Source organism: Streptomyces sp. NPDC030814 (assembly GCF_055572155.1).
In genome coordinates, this window is record NZ_JBVIDX010000020.1 from 68,167 (window position 1) to 86,976 (window position 18,810).

Consider the following 18,810-nt stretch of genomic DNA (forward strand, 5'->3'; position numbering starts at 1 on the left):
CGGCCCGCACCTTCGGTGAGTTGATCAAGGAGATTCGGTGTTGATCGGGCCATGCCGTGGATATGGTGCTGATGCAAGACGATGCAGGAGGGGCGGCGAGTCGTGTGCCGGCCCTCTCAGGGGCCGACTGAGGCGGTGGTTCGACCACCCCGCCGCAGTGAACGGGGTGGTGTGCAGCGTGCCGACCGCGATAGCCGTCACCAGTTCCGATCTGGTGCTCCCACCGCACGACCGGCAGACACCGCCCGCGGTCGTACAGCCGCAGGAGACCCTGGAGGGCTCCCTGCTCGGCATGCACGCGCTCATCGAGCAGCACGGCTATGTCATCGCCCTGCACCAGGCGTCCGGCGCGACCCCGGAGGAGCTCGCCGTCACCCGTCGGCTCCAGACCGTCCGCTCCGTCCTGGAGAGCGACCGCATCGCCCTGCTCGGCGTCGACCTGCCGCCCCTCGGACTCGCCCTGCTCGCCCAGCAGTTACGCCAGCTGTCCGCCTGCGACTTCAGTCCCGGGGTCCTCGCCTCCTCCGTACGCCTCCTCGCCCACTACATCTACGCCGGCGCCCTCCTCGGATCCGTCGCCAAGCTCGACCGGATCCCCGTCACCCTCAAGGCGCACGCCAAGTCCTGGTTACCAGGCGCCCAGTTCGCGGTACTCGCGACCCCCCGTCCCCAGCTCGTCCGGCTGAACGTCACCGACCAGGAACCGCTGTCCGGGCCCGAGTTCGGCACCCGGCTGCTGATCGCGCAGGGCCCGCAGCCGCCGTCCGACTGGGTGACCGCAACCCTCGCGCCCGCCTGGAAGGTGCAGGGCGCCGCCACCGTGCCGCTGCCGGAGGGATCCGCGCGCTGGTGGGGGACCGGGAAGCTCGTCGAGTTCGCCGCCGGGCTCTGCGACGTCTCCGTGCTCTACCAACTGGTGTCCTCCGTACGCCGGGAGACCTGCCACTGGTGCGGCCTGGAACTCATCGGCGACCGCTGCGGATTCTGCGCGGCCCCCCTGCGCGAACCCGACACCGCCGCGGCCCACGCCCTTCCCCGAGGGGCCCCATGACGGACGCACACCCCCTCCGCAAGCAGGTCCGCTCCACTGCCCGGCACGTCCCCACGAGGTGAGATTCAGTGAACTCGCGCCAGCGCCGCGGCGTCGTCCTGCTGGTCCTGTCGGCCCTGTGCGCCCTGGCCGCCTTCGCCGGCGTGCTCTCGGTGATCCGCGACGTGAACTCCAAGGTCGGACCGGAGGTGACGGCGTATCGGCTGAAGGGTGACATAGCGCCCTACAAGGAGCTGTCGGCGGGCCAGTTCGAGAAGATCTCGATGCCACGGCGTTGGCTGTCCGACACCGCGATAACCGACCTCGCCGACATCCGCGGCAAGATCGCCGTCACCCAGCTGGAGAAGGGCTCCCTGCTCCAGTCCGACATGATCGTCGACCGTCCCGAACTCAAGCCGGGACAACAGGAGATCGCGATCATGATCGACGCGTCGACCGGCGTGGCCGGAAAGATCAACCCCGGATCGCTGGTCAACATCTACGCCACGTTCGAGGAGAAGGACAGCGACTCCGGCAAGGACACCTCCAAGCTGATGGTCTCCGACGCCCGCGTCATCGACGTGGGCACGCTCACCCCCCTCGAACCCGGCCAGTCCAGCAGCGAACGCCGCCGCACGGTGACCGAGGCGGTCCCGATCACCTTCGCGCTCGACACCGCCGACGCCCAGCGCGTCGCGTTCGCCGAGTCCTTCGCGGAGCACGTCCGTCTCGCCCTCGTCGGGGGCGGCGACGCCACGGTCGTCGTACCGGACGACCGCTCGTACACCCTCGACGAGGACAAGGAGAAGGCCGCGCGATGAGGTCGGTCCGGAACGTCCGCACGAGGGCACCCCGAACGGAAGTGCGTCGAATGCCCCTGCGGCTGGGCATGCTGATGAGTGAACAGGGACAGGCGTCCACAGCGGTGCGGCCCACCGGGTCCGGCACGGGAACGGGGAACCGCCGATGACCATCCGCATCCTCCCCGCCGTCGGGGACATCGACTCGGCCCGCGCCCTGACCACCCTGCTCAGCCAACTGGCCGACGCCGAACCGGCACCGCCCGTGCCCGACTCCACCGCCCTCCTCGACACCCTGGCGCGCCTCGCGGCCGACTCCCTCGACGAACTGCCCGAGGTCGTCCTGGTCCACGAACGCATCGGCCCGGTCCCCGCACTGGACCTGGTCCGCGACCTGGTACTGCGCTTCCCGGCGGTCGGCGTCGTCCTCGTCACCTCCGACACCAGCACCGGTGTCCTCACCGCCGCCATGGACTCCGGCGCCCGCGGCATCGTCAACCTCCCCCTCTCCTACGACGCCCTCGCCGAACGCGTCCAGGCCGCCGCCGCCTGGTCCGCCGGCATGCGCCGCCACCTCGGCAGCGGCACCCCCGAGCTGTATGCGGGCCCCGGCGGCACCGTCGTCACCGTCAGCGGCGCCAAGGGCGGCGTGGGCGCCACGGTCACCGCCGTCCAACTCGCCCTCGCCACCCGCGCGTCGGGCCGTACGGTCGCCCTCCTCGACCTCGACCTCCAGTCCGGGGACGTCGCCTCGTACCTCGACGTGCAGTTCCGCCGCTCCGTCGCCGACCTCGCCGGGATCACCGACATCAACCCCCGCGTCCTCCAGGACGCGGTGTACGCGCACGACACCGGCATCGCCCTCCTCCTCGCCCCCGCCGAGGGAGAACGCGGCGAGGAGGTGACGGACCGCGTGGCCCGCCATGTCCTCGCGAGCCTGCGTTCCCGCCACGACGTGGTGATCGTCGACTGCGGCTCGCAGATGAACGCGGCGACCGCCGCGGCCGTCGAGATGGCCGACCAGGCACTCCTCCTCGTCACCCCGGACGTCGTCGCCGTCCGCGCCGCCAAACGCATGGTCCGCCTCTGGGACCGCCTCCAGATCCGCAAGGCGGAGGAGACCCTGACGGTGGTCAACCGCCACTCACGCGGTACGGAGATCCAGCCGTCCCTCGTCGAGAAGGTCACCGGCACGAAGGTGGCCCGCAACGCCGTCCCCGCCGCCTTCAAGGAACTCCAGTCCGTCGTCGACGCGGGCCGCCTCCAGGACCTGGACACCCGCTCAACCGTCAAGCAGGCCCTGTGGTCCCTGGCAGGCGAACTCGAACTGGTCACGCCCCAGGAGACCGGGGGCGGCGGCCGCCGCCGCAAACCGTCCTCCGACCGGGGCGCCCTGGTCCTGCGCCGCAAGGGCGGCGACCGGGGTTCGGCCACCCTCGAATTCGCCGGAATGTTCCCCCTCCTCCTGATCGTCATGACGATCCTCTGGCAGGCCGCCCTCTACGGCTACACGTACTCCCTAGCCGGCAACGCCGCCGACGAGGCCGCCCGCGCCGCCACGGCCGCCTACGCCATCGACGGCGACGTCCCGACCGCCTGCCAGGCCGCCGGCATCCAGCACCTCCCTGGCGCCTGGAGCGACACCTCCATCGACTGCGCCTCCAACGGCACGGTCATGAAGGCCGAGGTGGAGGCCCCCGTCCCCCTCTTCTTCCCCGGCTTCGACGCGGGCTGGACGGTCACCGGCGAGGCGGGCGCGGCGCTGGAGGAGACCCCATGACCCCTACAACGCAACAGCCACGACCAGCCGGACCGGCACGCGTAACGGCAAGGACCCAAGCCCCCGCGGGTGGGCCGCCTGAAGAAGGAGGAGTGCGTGGGCCGGGGGCGGCGCAAGCGCCTACGGCGGGTTGGCCGCGTACGGACGTAGCGGCAGGTGCCGCAGAGGCGGCGCAAGCCCCCGCGGCGCGTCAGCGGCCCGCGGACGGAGGAGTGGCGGACGGAGCGGTCCGTGCGCGGGGGGCGGCGCAAGCCCCTACGGCGGGTGGGCGGCCTGTGGACGGAGGAGTGCGTGGGCCGGGTGCGGCGCAAGCCTCCGTGGCGGGTGGGCGGCCTGTGGACGGAGCGGTCCGTGCGCGGGGGGCGGCGCAAGCCCCTACGGCGGGTGGGCCGCCTGTGGACGGAGGAGTGCGTGGGCCGGGTGCGGCGCAAGCCCCCGTGGCGGGTGGGCCGCCTGTGGACGGAGCGGTCCGTGCGCTGGGGGCGGCGCAAGCCCCTACGGCGGGTGGGCCGCCTGCGGACGGAGGAGTGCGTGGGCCGGGGGCGGCGCAAGCCCCCGCGGCGGGGGAGCCGCGTGCGGACGTAAGGGGGTGTGTCGGGGGGTGTCCGCCCGCAGCGGTTGGCGCGTCAACTGGTTCAGCTTCTCGGGAGACCGATTCCGCGCCGTTCCGAGGACGGACACCCCCCGGCGCGCCCCCGACCCACCCCGCACCCGAACGCGCCCCAGCCGCACCCCCACGCACCCGCCACACCAACGACCGAGGCGCGGCCATCCTGGAGTTCGCCGGCTTCCTCCCCATCCTCCTCCTGGTGGCCATGGCGGCGGTCCAGCTCGGCCTTATCGGCTACGGCATCAGCCAGGCCGGCTCAGCCGCCAGGGCGGCCGCACGCGCCCAGTCCCTCGGCAACGACGGAGTGGCAGCGGGACAGGCCGCGGCGAGCGGCTGGCTCGACCCCGACGTGAGCCCCAACCAGGGCCCCGACACCACCACCGCGACGGTCGTCGTCACCGTCCCCTCCGTGATCCCCCTCTTCGACCCGGTCACCCTCGAACGCACCGCGACCATGCCGAACGACACAGACGAAGACTGACGAGACGCGACACCCCCCAAGCCAAGCACCAGCACCAGCACCAGCCCCCCGCCCCCGAGAGGAGTTGACGAAGAGATGAGCCTGCGATCCCGCATCGCCGCCCCCGACGAGGGGGGAACCGGACGCGAGGACGGACACCTCGTGGCCGTCTACCGCGCCAAGCTCCTCGAAGAGATCGACCTCGCCGAGATGTCGGCCCTGACGGCGGCCGACCGCCGAGCCCGCCTGGAACGGGTACTCGGCCACATCATCAGCCGGGAAGGCCCGGTCCTCTCCTCCGCCGAACGCTCCCAGCTGATCCGCAGAGTCGTCGACGAGGCCCTCGGCCTGGGCGTCCTGGAGCCGCTCCTCGCCGACGCCTCCGTCACCGAGATCATGGTCAACGGCCCCGACTCGATCTTCGTGGAGCGAGCCGGCCGCGTGGAACAGCTCCCGCTCCGCTTCGCCTCCACGGACCAGCTGATGCAGACGATCGAACGCATCGTCTCCACGGTCAACCGCCGCGTCGACGAGTCGAACCCCATGGTCGACGCCCGCCTCCCCACCGGCGAACGCGTCAACGTCATCATCCCCCCGCTCGCCCTCACCGGCCCGACCCTCACGATCCGCCGCTTCCCGAGGGCGTACACGCTCCCGGAGCTGATAGGTCTCGGCTCCCTCGACGAGCAGATGCTGATGCTGCTGGCCGCGTTCGTCCGCGCCCGCTTCAACGTGATCGTCAGCGGCGGTACCGGCACCGGCAAGACGACCCTCCTCAACGCGCTCTCCGGCCTGATCCCGCCCCGCGAACGCATCATCACCATCGAGGACTCGGCGGAACTCCAGCTCCAGCAGGACCACGTCATCCGCCTCGAATCGAGGCCGCCCAACATCGAGGGCAAGGGCCAGATCACCATCCGCGACCTGGTCCGCAACTCCCTGCGCATGCGCCCGGACCGCATCATCGTGGGTGAGGTCCGCGGCGGCGAGACCCTGGACATGCTCCAGGCGATGTCGACGGGCCACGACGGCTCCCTCGCCACCGTCCACGCCAACTCCGCCGAGGACGCGCTGATGAGGCTGCAGACCCTCGGTTCGATGTCCGAGGTCCTCATCCCCTTCGAGGCGCTCAAGGACCAGATCAACTCGGCGGTGGACGTCGTCGTCCAGCTGACCCGTTTCGCCGACGGCTCCCGCAAGATCACGGAGATCGCGCTGCTCGTCTCGCACGGCCGGGAGCAGTTCCGCATCGCCACCGTGTCCCGCTTCGCCCCGGACCCCCTGGGCGCCGACCGCGTGGTCCACGGCCGCTTCGAGCATCTGCCGATCCCTCGCCCCGTGGCGGAGAAGCTGTACGTGGCCAACGAGCCACTGCCGCCCGCGTACGGCGTGGCGGAGGCCATCGACGTACTCCACACGAGGCAGGCCATCGGATGAGCCCGACGAACCCCACCCCGAACCGGCCTGTGACGCCGCGGCCTGCCACATCGAACAGGCCCTTGACATCGAACCGTCCTGTGACCCCGAACCGGCCTGTGACCCTGAACCGACCTGTGACCCCGAACCGACCTGGGACACAGAACGGGCCTCTGCCACAGGACGGACCTCTGCCGGACGGACCTCTGCCGGACGGGCCTCTGACACCGAACAGGCCCGTGACCCCGAACCGCCTCCTCACACAGAACCGGCCCGCGACCACAGACAGGAGCGCCCCGTGAACAACGCCACCCTGCTGGCCCTCGGCGCCACCGTCCTGTGCGGCACCCTCGCCGTCGCGGGCGCGCACACCTACGCCTCCGGTCGCGCCCAGCGCCGAGCCCTGGTCGACCGCCTCGCCGGCAGCCAGGGCGGCCCGTCGCGCACGGCGAGCGGCCGCGTACGACGGTTCACGGCCGTAGACCGCCGCCTGCGCCGCACCCGCCTGGGCCGGGCGATCCATCTCCGCCTGACCACGACGGGACTCGACCTGACGGCGGGCGAGTTCGCGACGTACGTCGCCATGGCCGTGGTCGCCCTGTGGCTGATCGCCGCCGCCACACTCGCCCCGTTCTTCGGCCCGATCGCCGGAGCCGTCGGTATCTGGGCCGCCGCCATCTTCCTCAACTGGCAGCGCCAGAAACGTATCGAGGCCTTCATCAACCAACTCCCCGACGTGGCACGCCTGCTGGCCAACGCCACGGCCGCCGGCCTCGCCCTGCGCACCGCCCTGGCGATGGCGGCGGAGGAACTCGAGGCCCCAGCAGGTGAGGAACTGGCGCGGGTCGCCGACCAGCTGGCCCTCGGCCGTTCCGTGGACGACGCCCTCGGCGAACTCGCCGAACGCCTCCCCTCCCGCGAGCTGATCGTGCTCGTCACCACCCTCGTCCTGTCCAACAAGGCGGGCGGCACGGTCGTCAGTTCCCTCCGCAATCTCACGCAGACCCTGGAGGACCGCAAGGAGACCCGCCGCGAGGTCCGCACGATGCTCTCCGAGGTCAACGCGACGGCGTTCACGGTCCCTCTCCTGGGCCTGGGCTCCCTCCTCCTGATCAACTCCTCGAACGAGGGCGCGCTGGCCCGCGTGACCGGCTCGCCCCTGGGCCAGGTCCTGGTCCTGGTGTCGATCGGCCTCTACACGGTCGGCTTCTTCGTCATCCGCCGCCTCGGCAAGATCGAAGTCTGAGAAGGGAGCCGCGACCCGCCATGACGACATCGACGCTCCCGCTCCTCCTCGCCGTGCTGATGGCCGTCGCCGTGGCGGGCGTCCTCCTCGGCATCCGGATGATCCGCGCCGACGCGAAACTCCCGAGCGACCTGGCCCTCGCCCTGGAGGTGGGCGCAACCCGCGTTTCCAAGACGGGCTCGGCGGTCGACCGCCTCGGCATGCGCTTCGCGCCGCTCGTCCTGCGCCTCATGGGCCCTCGCCGGGTCGAGGCCAAGCGCCGCCGTATCGACATGGCCGGCAACCCCGGCGGCCTCACTCTCAACCGCTACGCCGCCCGCCGAGCCGTCTACGGATTCTTCGGCGCCTTCATGGGCCTGGTCTTCCTCACGAGCGACCGCCCCCTCTTCGCCGCGGCCACTTTCGCCTTCGGGTTCTTCGCGGCCGACGCCGCGATCTGGCAGGCCGTCCGCGAACGCAAGGACGTCATCGACCGCACGCTCCCCGACTTCCTGGACGTCCTCGCCGTCGTCGTCTCGGCGGGCCTCGGTTTCCGCCAGGCCCTGGACCGGGTGGCGGAGAAGTACGAGGGCCCGTGGGCGGATGAACTCCGCATCACGCTCCGCCAGATGGACATGGGCGTCAGCCGCCGCCAGGCCTTCGACGAACTCCGCAAGCGCAACTCCTCGGAGCAGGTGGCGCAGTTCGTCTCGGCGTTGCAGCAGGGTGAGGAACTGGGCAGCCCGATCGCGGAGACACTGATCCAACTGGCCGCCGACATGCGCCGCACGGACGCCCAGAACGCGCGACGCAGGGCCGCGAGGACGATCCCCAAGGCCACCATGGTGACCCTGATCTTCATGCTCCCGGCGACGATGATCCTCATCGCGACGGGCATGTTCCTCGGTTCGGGTACGAACTTCGGCGAGATCCTGGGCCGCTGATGAGGACGCGCGGACGGAATCTGCTGCCCGGGACCGCTCGGCTGAATGCGGCCATGCACGCGCCCCGGCTGCGTGCGGCCATGCACGCGCCCCTTTCCCGGTGGGCCGCGGTGTCGCCGCCGACGCTTCCGACGGCCGCCTCTTCAGCCCCAGGCCGATCCACGGGCGAGCGCACGCGCCCCCCGTCCGGTCCCACCACCGGCTACCTGCAGGACGACGCCGCGCCCCCCGCGACCCTCCGCCTCCAGCTCAACGCCCTCCAGGCCCTCTCCCGGCAGACCATCGCCGTCCGTCTCACGATGCTCGCCATCGGCACGCCCTTCGCCATGGCCAACACATCCGACGGCGCCCCCACCCATGCCGTACTCATCGTCGCGGCCCTCGGCATCACCATCTCCTACGCCATGCTCAGGGACTGGGACCGCTTCGCCCCGCGCCTCCTCGCCCACCCCTCCCTCATGGCGCTGGACCTGCTCCTCGGCGCCGTCCTCCTGCTCACCGCCTCCCCGGTCTCCCCCCTCGCCTACGCCACGGTCTGCACCCCGCTCCTGTCCGGCCTCCTCTACGGCTGGCGCGGCGCCGGCCTCTTCACCGGCCTCCAGCTCGCCGTCCTGCTGACCGTCCACCGGGCCTGGGAGCAGCGCCCGGGAGCGGGCGCCGGCACTCTCCTCATCGCCGGCTTCTGCGTAGCGGCCGGCATCATCGGCGTGACCCTCCGCAATCTGATGTTCCGCTTCGGTACGGCCACCCAGGCCCTGGCCGAGGCCACGTCCCGCCTGGCCGTGGCGGAGGCCGTCGAGTCGGAACGCGCCCGCCTGGCCCGCGAACTGCACGACTCCGTGGCCAAGACCCTGCACGGCCTGGCTCTCGCCGCGGACGCGCTGGCGACCTCCGCGGACGGCCCGGGCCCCGACCCGGCGGTGCTGAGGCAACAGGCGATGCTCGTGGCCGGGGCGGCCCGCCGGGCCGCCGCCGAGTCCCGCGACCTCCTCACGGACCTACGGCGCCACACGGACCTCACGAGGACGACCCCACCGGCGGACCTGAGAACCGAACTCACCTTGAAGGCGGCGACCTTCGCGTCCCGCACCACCCTCCCCACCCACCTGACCCACACGGGCCCGGAACCCCCGCCGCTCCCACCCGCGACGATCCACCACCTCCTGGCGATCGTCACGGAGGCGCTGGAGAACACCCACCGCCACGCGAACGCGACGAGAGCGGACATCGCCCTGACGGTCACGCCGACCGCCCTCCGCCTCACGATCAAGGACGACGGCACGGGTCTTCCACCCGCACCGGCCCTGGCCGAGGCACCCGATTCCGGCCACTTCGGTCTCGTGGGCATGAGGGAACGAGCCGAACAACTCGGAGCGCACCTCCACATCGCCCCCGGCACACCGGGCACGGAAGTGACCCTGACCCTCCTGCTCCGCGAACCCCCCACCGACAGCCGCCGAACCCCTCATCAGGAGTCCGCCCATGCATGACCGGGACCAGGCACTCCCCACCGAGCCTCGCCTCCGCGTACTGGTCGCCGACGACAACCCGGTCGTCCGCGCCGGCCTCGCCGCGCTCCTGGGCGCCCACCCGGACATCGAGGTGGTGGCCCAGTCGACGAACGGCGCGGAGGCGGTACAGGACGCACGGCTGCACGGCCCCGACGTCATCCTCCTCGACGTCCGCATGCCCGGCTCGGACGGCCTCACCGCGCTCCCCGAACTGGCCGCGCTGTCCCCCGTGATGATGCTGACGTACAGCACGGAACCGGAGGTCGTTGCGGAGGCCCTGCGCCGGGGAGCGTCTGGCTACCTGGTGCACGGCGACTTCACAGCGGCGGAACTGATCCAGGCGGTACGTGAGTTACGCGAGGGCCGAAGGACGATCTCCGCCTCCGTCTCGGTGACGCTCGCGGATGTCTCAACTTCCCTCGGCGTTTCCTACAAACCTTCACACGAAAGTCATGACCCTACTTCGCAGGTGCAACCATCTGTGTCACAGTCGTCAAAGGCTCGACCCATGTACGCGGCGACACTCCACCGCCGCGTCCCCGACCCGTCCGACCGACCGCCATTCGGCTTGAGTTCAAGGGAGGTGGAGGTGATGGACCTCATCGCGTCCGGCATGAACAACCGTCAGATCGCCGCCACCTGCTTCATCAGCGAGAAGACCGTCAAGAACCACATCAACCGCATCTTCGCGAAACTGCACACCACGACGCGCAGCGAAGCGATCGCCCACTGGCTCGGCACGGCCCACGGGGGGTGGACGCGATGACCCCGCCCACCCGCCCAAGTTGGGCCCCTGGACCCACCCCCCGTACGGGCCCTTTCACGTACGGTGATCCGATAGACGTCCCCGTCGCGCGGGAGGGCAACCGCCATGAGCTTCAAGCACAGCTTCACCACCTGGAAATCCACGGTCACGTCCCGCATGCGAGGCAAGAACCGCGACGCGGGCGCGGGCTTCGTGGAGTACGCCGGCATCATGATCATCGTCGCGGGCATCTTCGTGATGATCGACAGCCTCGGACTCGACGGTTTGATCTCTCAGGCGATTCTGAACGCGGTGAACGACGTCATTGGCGGCTGACGCGCAACGGGTGCAGGGGTGATCGAGGTTCCACCCTTCCCCTCCATATTTGGGTGACGACGATCGTGCTCTTTGTGGCGTTGGTGTTCTTCGTCTTCGCCCAGGCCGCGTCCGCCCGCAGTGGGGCCCAGTCCGCGGCGGACGCGGCGGCGTTGGCGGCAGCTCAGCAGGCACGTGAGGACCTGTTGCTCGACCTCGCGGAGGCCATCGGCTCGGGGGACGACGACTGGCTGGACTGGCTGGACCTTCCCGGTGACGGTCTGCCCGCCGGAGGCGCTCTGGCCGCGGCGCAAGAGCTGGCCGCGGCCAACGATTCGACGGTTCTCGGCTTGCAGTCGACCGAGGTCGGTGGGTTCCCAGGTTTCCGGGTCGAAGTGGAGACGACTGATACGGTCGGCGACTCGATCATTCCTGGTACGGAGAACCTGACGGCCAAAGCGCAGGCCACCGCCGTGATCCAGCCGCGCTGCGACTTCGACCTGGACGCTGATCCCACGAAGCTCGTGACGTTGGTCTGTGACGGTCAGCCCGTCGACATCGACCCCGAAAAATTCAATCCGGGCGACCTTCCCGACGCGTCCGTGATGTTCTCTGTGCGTCTGGCTGAGTGAGAGGAAGTCGTGTCCATGAAGTTCCGGTACACCACTAGGGGCCGCGCTGCTCTGACCACGGTGACGATCGCCACCGGGCTGGTCCTTATGGTGGCCGGCTGCGGAGGGGGAGGAGGGGACGACAAGTCGTCCGACTCGAAGTCGTCTTCGTCCCCGCCCGCCAAGGGCGACGACAGCAGTGACGACAAGGTGTCCGCAGCACCCTCCTCCTCTTCGGTGTTGGCCGAAGTGAAGGGCGAGAATGGGATAACGCTGGCTGTCACGTCCGCTCAGCGCGACAGCGGCGGCTTCGTCACAGTGCAAGGCACGGTCACGAACAACACCGGTGAGGCGTGGGTCGCGGCGAGCTGGCGTGGTGACGAGCGGGAGCTGGCCAAGAACGGAGCCTCCATCGCCGGTGCCAATCTCACCGACCAGGCCGGCAAGAAGAAGTACCTCGTCCTGCGTGATACGTCGGGCCGCTGCCTCTGCACCCAATTCACGGGCGGTGTGAAGGAAGGCGAGACCGCGCAATGGTTCGCCCAATTCCCGGCACCCCCCGAAGGCACAACCTCCGTAGACTTCCAAGTCGGCTCCATGCCCCCCGCCACCATCGAGCTCTCCGAGGGCGAGTGACCATGGCCGCTCTCACCCCACGGGCGGTCGCCGCCCTCGCGGCCGTGGCCGTACTCACCCTCGCCACCCCGGCGGCCCACGCCGACGACGACCCCAGCGAACCCCCAGGCTCGGTCACCACGTCCCCGCCTCCGGAGGTGGACGCGAACAGCCCGGGGCTGAAGCTGGCGGCGGGGGCGACGCTCGCGCCCGCCAAGGTGCTGGACATCAAGTCCGTCGTGGAGGACCTCGGCGGTGAGGAGCGCCGCGAGGACACGAACGAGAACGTGACGTTCGCGCTCCAGGCCGAAGTCCTCTTCCCGAAGGACAGCGCGAAGCTGAACCCCCAGGCACGCTCCCGCATCGAGGCGATCGCGGCGGAGATCAAGACGCAGAACGCCACCAAGGTCCGCGTCTTCGGCTTCACCGACGACCTCGGCTCGTACGCCCACGGCCTGACCCTCTCCAAGAAGCGCGCCGAAGCCGTCCATGACATCCTCGCCGGCGACCTCGACGGCGATGTCACCTTCGAGGTCCGCGGCTACAGCGAGGACTACCCCATCGCCGACAACTCGTCGGAGGAGGGCCGCAAGAAGAACCGCCGAGTGGAGGTCTCCTTCCCGAGGACCGCGTCGGGGGCCGGCGACGAACAGGGCTGACCAGCGACCGGCCGCGGCCAAGACGGCGCGGTCGCTCAGACACCCACGACGCGGACCCTGTCGCCGCACAGCTTGTTCATGTCGTCCGCGTCCGACGTGACGATGATGCGGGGCCCGGCGTAGCCAAGAGCCGTGGCGGCGACGACGGAGTCGATCGCGTACTTGTGCCCGTGGAAGTTCGCGTTCCGGAGCAGGTCGATGGCACGCCAGGTGATCGCATCACTGACAGGCAACACCTCCAGGCGGGACGTGTGCCAGCGGAGGCGGTCCATGCGCACTTTGGCGTGCCATGCCTCGATCAACGTGAGGTTGCTCAGGGCCACCAGGGTGTCCTTGGCCTGGGCCGTACGGATCAGCCCGGTGACCTGTGGATCGTTGGCCATGAACTTGCTCAGCCCCTCGCTGTCGAGGAGCAGGACACCGTGACTCAACCGGCCTTGCGATCGGGCCATGCCGCGCCCTCGTCCCCCTCGACCGCCTCGGCCCGACGCTCGTCGGCTGCCAGGGCCTCCGCCTCCTGAAAGATCTCCGCAGCCCAGTCCAGGACCTCGGGGGAGGGGCGGCCGATCTCGTCCTCCTTGGCCTGAAGGAGTTCCTCCAGCAGATCGCGCTGTATCTGCCGCTCCACGGCCGCGCTCACATAGGCGGAGAAGCCGCGCGCGCCCACGCGGGCCTTGACCGCCGCGATGCGCCCTGCGGGCATGGACACGCTGACCTTCTGCGCGGGCCCCTCATCCTCGCGGTACTGCTCCGGAGTCTCCATGACGTCAGGCTACCAACATGGTGTCAAACGAAGTAGCAAACCGTTCGGAATCGCGATGAGGTCTTACTGCTCCGGAGCGGAGTCCGGCTTCGGCTCCGGCGGATACGCGACGAACGTGCCCTTGGCGGGCAGGGTGACGACGAGACCGCGTTCACGCAGTTCGCGGGTCGCGCGGCGGGCCGTCAGGTGTGCGACCCCGTACTCCGCCGCGAGGTCACGTTCGCCGGGCAGGCGGGCGCCGGGCCGCAGGTCGCCCGTGCTGATGCGTTCGGCGATGTGGTCGGCCATCTGCATGTACACATAGGCGATCTTGCTCGGGTCGATCGGCGAGTCGTCTGGAGCAGGCGTCATTCAAACAACGTACGCCAGCGTTCAGCTGTGCGAATCTATGGAGCGCGCCTAACCGCTATACACCTAGCCATACCACCCTGTAGCTTTGTCACGTCAAAATGAACCCCGGCGACGGTGGGGCCGTCCCGGGGCATGGTCAACGCTGACAAGGAGCGCCGACAATGCTGGACCTTACCGTCCGAGCCCTGGCCTGGATGCTGCACATCTGGCTGCCGGACTCACGTGGTCGCCACCGGGCGGGATCCCCCGTCCCACCACCCGCCCCCGCAGCCCAGCCCGTCACTTGCCCCCACCCTCACCCCAACCCCCAACTGCCAACGCCCACCTACACCCTGGACGAACGCGTTCGCCGCCGTGCGACCCGTGGACTGCGCGAACGGCGCCGCGCCCTCTACCTGGCGAGTCTCGGTCTCGATACGGAGCCGCCCGTGTCCCGTGAAACCCGTGTCCCCCGCGCCCTCGTGGGGGCCACCCGATGACCGACACCGGACACCACCCACCGCGCCGCCTCCCGATCCGCATGTGCGCCCGCTGCCAACGCTTCACGCAGAACCCGGTCCTGGTCCACGAGCACCACGGGGCCACGGGCCCCGGCTTCAACGTCTACGCATGTGAGGAGTGCGCCCCGCACTACCCGCCCCCGACGGATGAGCTGAGCGCACGGCGCTGACGTTCCTTCCTGTCGCCGCCGGGAGCCCCCGGCGGCGACGCCGGCGTTCGCTGCCTAGCGGAAGTCGAACCAGTAGACCTCGCTGCCGTCGTTCGGCAGCTGGCGCAGCTGCTGCCTCTCGCCGACCTTGGCGCCGTTGCAGTGCCCGCCGCTGCGGAGTTCGGCCCTGACGGACCAGGTACGGAAGGGCTTGCTCCAGATGTCGGCGTTCACCCATGCCTGGCTGTAGCCGTTCCATGCCTCCAGCCCGTTCAGGGCGCTGGCGGGCTTGCCGCTGTTGATGCCACCGGGCCAGCGGAAGCAGTAGGTGGCCCACTCGGTGTTCTGTGAGCCCTTGGCCTGGAAGACGACGGACTGTGCGGTGGTCGGCGCGACGAAACCGACGTACTGGCGGCCGTCGGCGGCCGCATGGGCGGAACCGGCAAAGCCGATGGACAGTGCGGTGGCGCAGACTGCTGCGGCCATGCGGAATGTGGGGGACATGCGTACTCCTTGGGGACAAGCACTTGAACTCGCAAGCACTTCGTTGCGCTTGAAAGCTAGCAGCCCGAACTGACTTGCAATCAGGCCAAGTTGGCGCATGGGAAACCGTCGCACGTGTCAGTAAAGACGAGGTCAGTTCTTCAGTCAGGAACGGCCGACAGGTACATCCGGGCGTTTACCGCGCCCCACCTGGGCCGACTCCTTTGAGGCGCGGCGGATCAGAAGCGATGTGAAACTTCACCGAAGAAAAGGGAGCAGCATTCTTCACACCGGCCGTTCCACGCCGGCTCTGCGACGGGCGGCCGGGTACGCCCGTGGCGGTGGCGATCCGACCCACCCGCAGTGCCATATCCATGCGACTGGGCCCTTCCCGCGCCATGCTCGTCCCAGGTCGACACCGAGAAGCGCGGGAGCCCACACATGCGAAAGATCGTCCTGATGATGTCCCTGTCCCTCGACGGCTACATGGAGGGCCCGAACCGCGAGCTGGACTGGCATCTCGTCGACGAGGAGCTGCACACCCACTTCAACGACGTCCTCAGGGACATGGGAGTCTTCCTGGACGGCCGGGTCTCCTACGAGCTGATGGCCGGCTACTGGCCCACGGCAGACCGGGACCCCAAAGCGCCCGCTCCCATCGCGGACTTCGCCCGCATCTGGCGGGAGAAGCCGAAGCTCGTGTTCTCGCGGACGCTGCACCACGCGGACTGGCACACCACGATCGTGCGGGACGTCGTCGTGGAGGACATCAAGGCGCTGAAGGCGCAGGAGGGCGGCGACCTCGCCCTCGGCGGCGCCACCCTCGCCGCCGAGTTCATGCGGCACGACCTGATCGACGAGTACTGGCTCTACGTCCACCCGGTCATCCTCGGCCGGGGCAGGCCACTGTTCTCCCAGGCCGAGGACCGGCCGAAGGCCGACCTGCACCTGATCGAGACCCGCACCTTCGGCAACGGCGTCGTCCTGCTCCGCCACGGAAGGAACTGACCGGCACCCCCGCCGGACGGGACCGGCACCCCCGCCGGACGGGACCGGCACCCCCGCCGGACGGGGCCTGGCTGGAGCGGGCCTAGCCGGACGGGGCCCCGTCGGACCGATCCCCGCCGGACCGGGTCGCACCATCGGACGGCGCCCCCCGGCCGTGCGGCTCCTCGTCCCCGTACGCCCTGCCCTGCGAGTACGCCCGCAGTGACCCCACCACCGTGTTCGTGACGGCGACCAGCGGCACCGCCACCACCGCGCCGCCGATTCCCGCGACCATCCCGCCCGCGGCGACCGACAGGACCACGGCCAGCGGATGGACGCGTACTGCTCGTCCGAGGATGAACGGCTGGAGGATGTGACCCTCGATCTGCTGGACCGCGAGCACCACCACGAGAGTCATGACCGCGGTGAACACGCCCTGCGTCACCAGCGCCACCACCACGGCCAGGGCGCCCGAGACGACCGCGCCGACCAGGGGGATGAAGGCGAACAGGAAGATGAACACGGCGAGCGGGACGGCCATCGGCACATCGAGGAAGTAGATGCCGAGGCCGATGAAGATGGCGTCGATCATGGCCACTATCACCGTGCCGCGCACATACGCCGTCAATGTCCGCCAGGCGCGCGGCCCGGCCGCGGAGACTCCGGGGCGGGCCGCCGCCGGGACCAGTTTCAGGGTCCACTGCCAGATCCGCTTGCCGTCGTAGAGCAGGAAGAGCGTGGAGAAGATCGTCAGGAGGATGCCGGTGAGCGCCTCGACGATGACGGTCACGCCCTCCAGGCCGGCTGTGGTGATCGTGTCCGTGTTGTCGCTGATCGCCTCGCGGAGGTTCTTGGCGATGTCGTTGATCTGGTTCTCGGTGACATGGAACGGGCTGGCCAGCAGCCAGCGGCGCAACTCGTCGATACCGTCCTGCACCTGGTCGGAGAGGTCGTCGATGTTCTCCATGACCTGCCAGGTGACGAACCAGCCGATGAGCCCCATGATGACGAAGCCGAGGGCGGCGGTCAGGGCAGTGGCGAGGCCGCGCGGTACGCGGTGCCGGGTCAGCCGGGCCACCGTGGGCTGGAGCAGCGCCGTGATGAGCAGCGCGCTGGTGAAGGACAGCACCAGGAGTTGGACGGAGCTGATGATCCGCATCAGCACCCAGACGGTGCCCGCGAGGACGAGCAACCGCCAGCCGGCCTCGGCCGCGACCCGCATGCCCCAGGGCACCGCGGACGCCGGGTCGGGGCGCGGGCGGAGGACCGTTGTGGGCGCGTCGGCCGGACCGCCGCCGGAGGAGCCCTGCGATTCCACCGCGAGTCTCTTGGGGGCATCGCCTCCGGACGGGCGCGAGGAACCCTCCTCGGATCCCGACCCGGCTGAGGATCTGGAACCCGCCGAAGCCCCGGAACCCGCTGACGACCCGAAGGACTTCGAAGACCCGAAGGACCCCGAACGTCCGGAGGGCTCCGAGGACTCGGACTCGATCTCCGCGCGGCGGCGCTCCAACCGCTCGCCCCAACCGCTCAGGCCGGAGCCGATCCGGCCGAGCCACCCTGGCACCCGCGACTTCATTCGTCCTCTTCCCCCGTCGCCCATGCTGTCCACCGTGTGCCCCGGAGGCCGCGATTCCTCCCGGGGGTTTCGACCGTACATGGCGGAAGCCCCCCACCGAAGGATGGTGGGGGGCTTCCGGAGGTCGAGCGGCCGACGACACCTCGCCGACGAAGATCGCGGCTGGTCATCGACGGTTCGGCGGGCCTAGTACCAGTGATTGGCCTGCCAGAAGGACCACGCCCCGCAGGGGCTGCCGTAGCGCGATTCCATGTAGTTGAGGCCCCACTTGATCTGGGTGGCCGGGTTGGTCTGCCAGTCGGAACCGGCGGACGACATCTTGGAACCGGGGAGCGCCTGGAAGAGACCGTACGCACCCGAGGACGCGTTGACGGCCTTGTAGTTCCAGCTGGACTCGTGGTTCACGATGTTGCTGAAGCAGGTCCACTGGTCACTCGCCACGACCGCCTTCGCCATCGCCTGGATCTCCGCGATGGTGTAGGAGCTCTGCGTCGGGGCGTCGCCGAGGGAACTGGCGGCCTGGGCCTTGGTCTCGGCCTCTTCCTTCGCCTTGCGCTCCTGCTCGGCCTTCTCCGCCTGCTTCTGCTTCGCGATCGCGTCCTCGGCCGCCTTCTTGCGGGCGGTCTCCTCGGCGTCCTTGCGTGCGGTCGCGTCGGCGGCGATGGCCTGGGCGTCGGCCTGTGCAGTCAGGGATGCGGTCTGGACCTGGGCCTGCTGACCCAGAGGTATGTCGGCGAGCAACGTGGTGTCGTTCGCGACCGCCTCGGCGTCGTCCGTGGTCTGAGCGGTGCTGCCCGAGGCAACGCCGACGACACTTCCGACTGCGGTGACCGCGGTGGCCGAGGCCACTGCGAATCCCCGGACCGAAATCCGGCTCACACGGTTTCCTTCCAGCATCGCCCGCCTCGGTGACCCTGGCGGACGCAATCGTGCCCCTGGCGCTGGCCTCCCAACTGCGGGGTCACGGAGGCGCGGGCCCGGTGGGCAACTCCCTTGCGGGAGCGCCGCGTGGTGCTCGGGCGGCATACGACGACGCTATGGAGTTGACCTGGTGCTGCTGTGGTTCCGTACCGCTGGGGGTACGGCTGTGTCGTATGCGGGGCCTGACAGAAGTGAGACTCTGCCGTAACCCGGCACCGCAAGGCAATTCGTGGTTGCGTGTGAAAGCTCACACCTCGTTTGGCCCAGGAGTTTCCAGGAATCGCCCACATGCCGAGGCGCCGCCCGGCTAGGCTCATCGCCTTTGCCGGACGGCGCCAAGAGGTCCATCGGTGACC

At 69.9% G+C, this 18,810-nt stretch carries 22 protein-coding genes; 16 read left to right on the forward strand and 6 right to left on the reverse strand.

Annotated elements, in window-relative coordinates; all coding sequences use genetic code 11:
- Positions 1–178: 178 nt before the first annotated feature.
- The 14 genes from ACZ43N_RS31870 to ACZ43N_RS31935 all read left to right on the forward strand — a co-directional run bounded on the left by ACZ43N_RS31870 (position 179) and on the right by ACZ43N_RS31935 (position 12,721).
- Positions 179–1,051, forward strand: coding sequence for a hypothetical protein (locus tag ACZ43N_RS31870; protein WP_468102517.1), 873 nt, complete (start codon positions 179–181; stop codon positions 1,049–1,051).
- 68 nt (positions 1,052–1,119) lie between these two features.
- Positions 1,120–1,851 carry a Flp pilus assembly protein CpaB gene (cpaB, locus tag ACZ43N_RS31875; protein WP_468102518.1) on the forward strand — a complete coding sequence of 244 codons (732 nt, stop codon included), beginning with the start codon at positions 1,120–1,122 and terminating at the stop codon, positions 1,849–1,851.
- Between the two features lie 145 nt (positions 1,852–1,996).
- Positions 1,997–3,610, forward strand: a complete 1,614-nt coding sequence (locus ACZ43N_RS31880; RefSeq protein ID WP_468102519.1) for an AAA family ATPase — start codon at positions 1,997–1,999, stop codon at positions 3,608–3,610.
- A gap of 231 nt (positions 3,611–3,841) precedes the next feature.
- Positions 3,842–4,195, forward strand: coding sequence for a hypothetical protein (locus tag ACZ43N_RS31885; RefSeq protein ID WP_468102520.1), 354 nt, complete (start codon positions 3,842–3,844; stop codon positions 4,193–4,195).
- 188 nt (positions 4,196–4,383) lie between these two features.
- A complete protein-coding gene (locus ACZ43N_RS31890; protein WP_468102576.1) occupies positions 4,384–4,701 on the forward strand; it encodes a TadE/TadG family type IV pilus assembly protein in 318 nt (105 codons plus the stop codon).
- 75 nt (positions 4,702–4,776) lie between these two features.
- Positions 4,777–6,117: a CpaF family protein gene (locus ACZ43N_RS31895; RefSeq protein WP_055717910.1), complete on the forward strand. Its 1,341-nt coding sequence runs from the start codon at positions 4,777–4,779 to the stop codon at positions 6,115–6,117.
- A gap of 277 nt (positions 6,118–6,394) precedes the next feature.
- Positions 6,395–7,342 carry a type II secretion system F family protein gene (locus ACZ43N_RS31900; protein ID WP_468102521.1) on the forward strand — a complete coding sequence of 316 codons (948 nt, stop codon included), beginning with the start codon at positions 6,395–6,397 and terminating at the stop codon, positions 7,340–7,342.
- Positions 7,343–7,362: 20 nt separating this feature from the next.
- A complete protein-coding gene (locus ACZ43N_RS31905; protein ID WP_468102522.1) occupies positions 7,363–8,265 on the forward strand; it encodes a DUF5936 domain-containing protein in 903 nt (300 codons plus the stop codon).
- Between the two features lie 53 nt (positions 8,266–8,318).
- On the forward strand, positions 8,319–9,755 hold the full coding sequence (locus ACZ43N_RS31910; RefSeq protein ID WP_468102523.1) for a sensor histidine kinase: 1,437 nt from the start codon (positions 8,319–8,321) through the stop codon (positions 9,753–9,755).
- On the forward strand, positions 9,748–10,542 hold the full coding sequence (locus ACZ43N_RS31915) for a response regulator (RefSeq protein ID WP_468102524.1): 795 nt from the start codon (positions 9,748–9,750) through the stop codon (positions 10,540–10,542). Before ACZ43N_RS31910 ends, ACZ43N_RS31915 begins: the two co-directional genes overlap by 8 nt.
- A 105-nt stretch (positions 10,543–10,647) precedes the next feature.
- Positions 10,648–10,857, forward strand: coding sequence for a hypothetical protein (locus ACZ43N_RS31920; protein WP_468102525.1), 210 nt, complete (start codon positions 10,648–10,650; stop codon positions 10,855–10,857).
- Between the two features lie 53 nt (positions 10,858–10,910).
- Positions 10,911–11,468: a pilus assembly protein TadG-related protein gene (locus tag ACZ43N_RS31925; RefSeq protein ID WP_468102526.1), complete on the forward strand. Its 558-nt coding sequence runs from the start codon at positions 10,911–10,913 to the stop codon at positions 11,466–11,468.
- A 15-nt stretch (positions 11,469–11,483) separates the two neighbouring features.
- Positions 11,484–12,083, forward strand: a complete 600-nt coding sequence (locus tag ACZ43N_RS31930) for a hypothetical protein (protein ID WP_468102577.1) — start codon at positions 11,484–11,486, stop codon at positions 12,081–12,083.
- Between the two features lie 2 nt (positions 12,084–12,085).
- A complete protein-coding gene (locus ACZ43N_RS31935; protein WP_468102527.1) occupies positions 12,086–12,721 on the forward strand; it encodes an OmpA family protein in 636 nt (211 codons plus the stop codon).
- 35 nt (positions 12,722–12,756) lie between these two features.
- On the opposite strand, the gene ACZ43N_RS31940 is transcribed toward ACZ43N_RS31935, so the two are convergent.
- From ACZ43N_RS31940 to ACZ43N_RS31950, 3 genes are all read right to left on the reverse strand, one after another.
- The gene (locus ACZ43N_RS31940) at positions 12,757–13,173 is read right to left on the reverse strand and encodes a PIN domain-containing protein (RefSeq protein WP_468102528.1); all 417 of its coding nucleotides are present in this window, start codon (positions 13,171–13,173) and stop codon (positions 12,757–12,759) included.
- Entirely contained in the window at positions 13,149–13,484 is a 336-nt protein-coding gene (locus ACZ43N_RS31945) for a hypothetical protein (RefSeq protein WP_468102529.1), read from the reverse strand. Before ACZ43N_RS31945 ends, ACZ43N_RS31940 begins: the two co-directional genes overlap by 25 nt.
- A 63-nt stretch (positions 13,485–13,547) precedes the next feature.
- Positions 13,548–13,835: a winged helix-turn-helix domain-containing protein gene (locus tag ACZ43N_RS31950; protein WP_468102530.1), complete on the reverse strand. Its 288-nt coding sequence runs from the start codon at positions 13,833–13,835 to the stop codon at positions 13,548–13,550.
- Between the two features lie 475 nt (positions 13,836–14,310).
- On the opposite strand from ACZ43N_RS31950, the gene ACZ43N_RS31955 reads away from it, so the two are divergent.
- Positions 14,311–14,505, forward strand: a complete 195-nt coding sequence (locus tag ACZ43N_RS31955; protein WP_468102531.1) for a hypothetical protein — start codon at positions 14,311–14,313, stop codon at positions 14,503–14,505.
- A gap of 54 nt (positions 14,506–14,559) precedes the next feature.
- On the opposite strand, the gene ACZ43N_RS31960 is transcribed toward ACZ43N_RS31955, so the two are convergent.
- The gene (locus tag ACZ43N_RS31960; protein ID WP_468102532.1) at positions 14,560–14,988 is read right to left on the reverse strand and encodes a hypothetical protein; all 429 of its coding nucleotides are present in this window, start codon (positions 14,986–14,988) and stop codon (positions 14,560–14,562) included.
- Positions 14,989–15,408: 420 nt separating this feature from the next.
- On the opposite strand from ACZ43N_RS31960, the gene ACZ43N_RS31965 reads away from it, so the two are divergent.
- A complete protein-coding gene (locus ACZ43N_RS31965; protein ID WP_468102533.1) occupies positions 15,409–15,975 on the forward strand; it encodes a dihydrofolate reductase family protein in 567 nt (188 codons plus the stop codon).
- Between the two features lie 82 nt (positions 15,976–16,057).
- Here the strand turns inward: ACZ43N_RS31965 and ACZ43N_RS31970 are convergent, their stop codons facing one another.
- Positions 16,058–17,533, reverse strand: a complete 1,476-nt coding sequence (locus ACZ43N_RS31970; protein ID WP_468102534.1) for an AI-2E family transporter — start codon at positions 17,531–17,533, stop codon at positions 16,058–16,060.
- 186 nt (positions 17,534–17,719) lie between these two features.
- Positions 17,720–18,430 carry a cell envelope integrity TolA family protein gene (locus ACZ43N_RS31975; protein ID WP_468102535.1) on the reverse strand — a complete coding sequence of 237 codons (711 nt, stop codon included), beginning with the start codon at positions 18,428–18,430 and terminating at the stop codon, positions 17,720–17,722.
- Positions 18,431–18,810 lie beyond the last annotated feature (380 nt).

What these genes read in the sequence shown, in the direction of transcription:
- ACZ43N_RS31910 (WP_468102523.1), top strand. Translation starts at nt 8,319, where the DNA reads ATGCACGCGCCCCGGCTGCGTGCGGCCATGCACGCGCCCCTTTCCCGG.
- ACZ43N_RS31960 (WP_468102532.1), bottom strand. Translation starts at nt 14,988, where the DNA reads ATGTCCCCCACATTCCGCATGGCCGCAGCAGTCTGCGCCACCGCACTG.
- ACZ43N_RS31955 (WP_468102531.1), top strand. Translation starts at nt 14,311, where the DNA reads ATGACCGACACCGGACACCACCCACCGCGCCGCCTCCCGATCCGCATG.
- ACZ43N_RS31945 (WP_468102529.1), bottom strand. Translation starts at nt 13,484, where the DNA reads ATGGAGACTCCGGAGCAGTACCGCGAGGATGAGGGGCCCGCGCAGAAG.
- ACZ43N_RS31975 (WP_468102535.1), bottom strand. Translation starts at nt 18,430, where the DNA reads ATGCTGGAAGGAAACCGTGTGAGCCGGATTTCGGTCCGGGGATTCGCA.
- ACZ43N_RS31895 (WP_055717910.1), top strand. Translation starts at nt 4,777, where the DNA reads ATGAGCCTGCGATCCCGCATCGCCGCCCCCGACGAGGGGGGAACCGGA.
- ACZ43N_RS31880 (WP_468102519.1), top strand. Translation starts at nt 1,997, where the DNA reads ATGACCATCCGCATCCTCCCCGCCGTCGGGGACATCGACTCGGCCCGC.
- ACZ43N_RS31920 (WP_468102525.1), top strand. Translation starts at nt 10,648, where the DNA reads ATGAGCTTCAAGCACAGCTTCACCACCTGGAAATCCACGGTCACGTCC.
- ACZ43N_RS31930 (WP_468102577.1), top strand. Translation starts at nt 11,484, where the DNA reads ATGAAGTTCCGGTACACCACTAGGGGCCGCGCTGCTCTGACCACGGTG.
- ACZ43N_RS31970 (WP_468102534.1), bottom strand. Translation starts at nt 17,533, where the DNA reads ATGAAGTCGCGGGTGCCAGGGTGGCTCGGCCGGATCGGCTCCGGCCTG.
- ACZ43N_RS31940 (WP_468102528.1), bottom strand. Translation starts at nt 13,173, where the DNA reads ATGGCCCGATCGCAAGGCCGGTTGAGTCACGGTGTCCTGCTCCTCGAC.
- ACZ43N_RS31915 (WP_468102524.1), top strand. Translation starts at nt 9,748, where the DNA reads ATGCATGACCGGGACCAGGCACTCCCCACCGAGCCTCGCCTCCGCGTA.
- ACZ43N_RS31950 (WP_468102530.1), bottom strand. Translation starts at nt 13,835, where the DNA reads ATGACGCCTGCTCCAGACGACTCGCCGATCGACCCGAGCAAGATCGCC.
- ACZ43N_RS31935 (WP_468102527.1), top strand. Translation starts at nt 12,086, where the DNA reads ATGGCCGCTCTCACCCCACGGGCGGTCGCCGCCCTCGCGGCCGTGGCC.
- ACZ43N_RS31905 (WP_468102522.1), top strand. Translation starts at nt 7,363, where the DNA reads ATGACGACATCGACGCTCCCGCTCCTCCTCGCCGTGCTGATGGCCGTC.
- ACZ43N_RS31965 (WP_468102533.1), top strand. Translation starts at nt 15,409, where the DNA reads ATGCGAAAGATCGTCCTGATGATGTCCCTGTCCCTCGACGGCTACATG.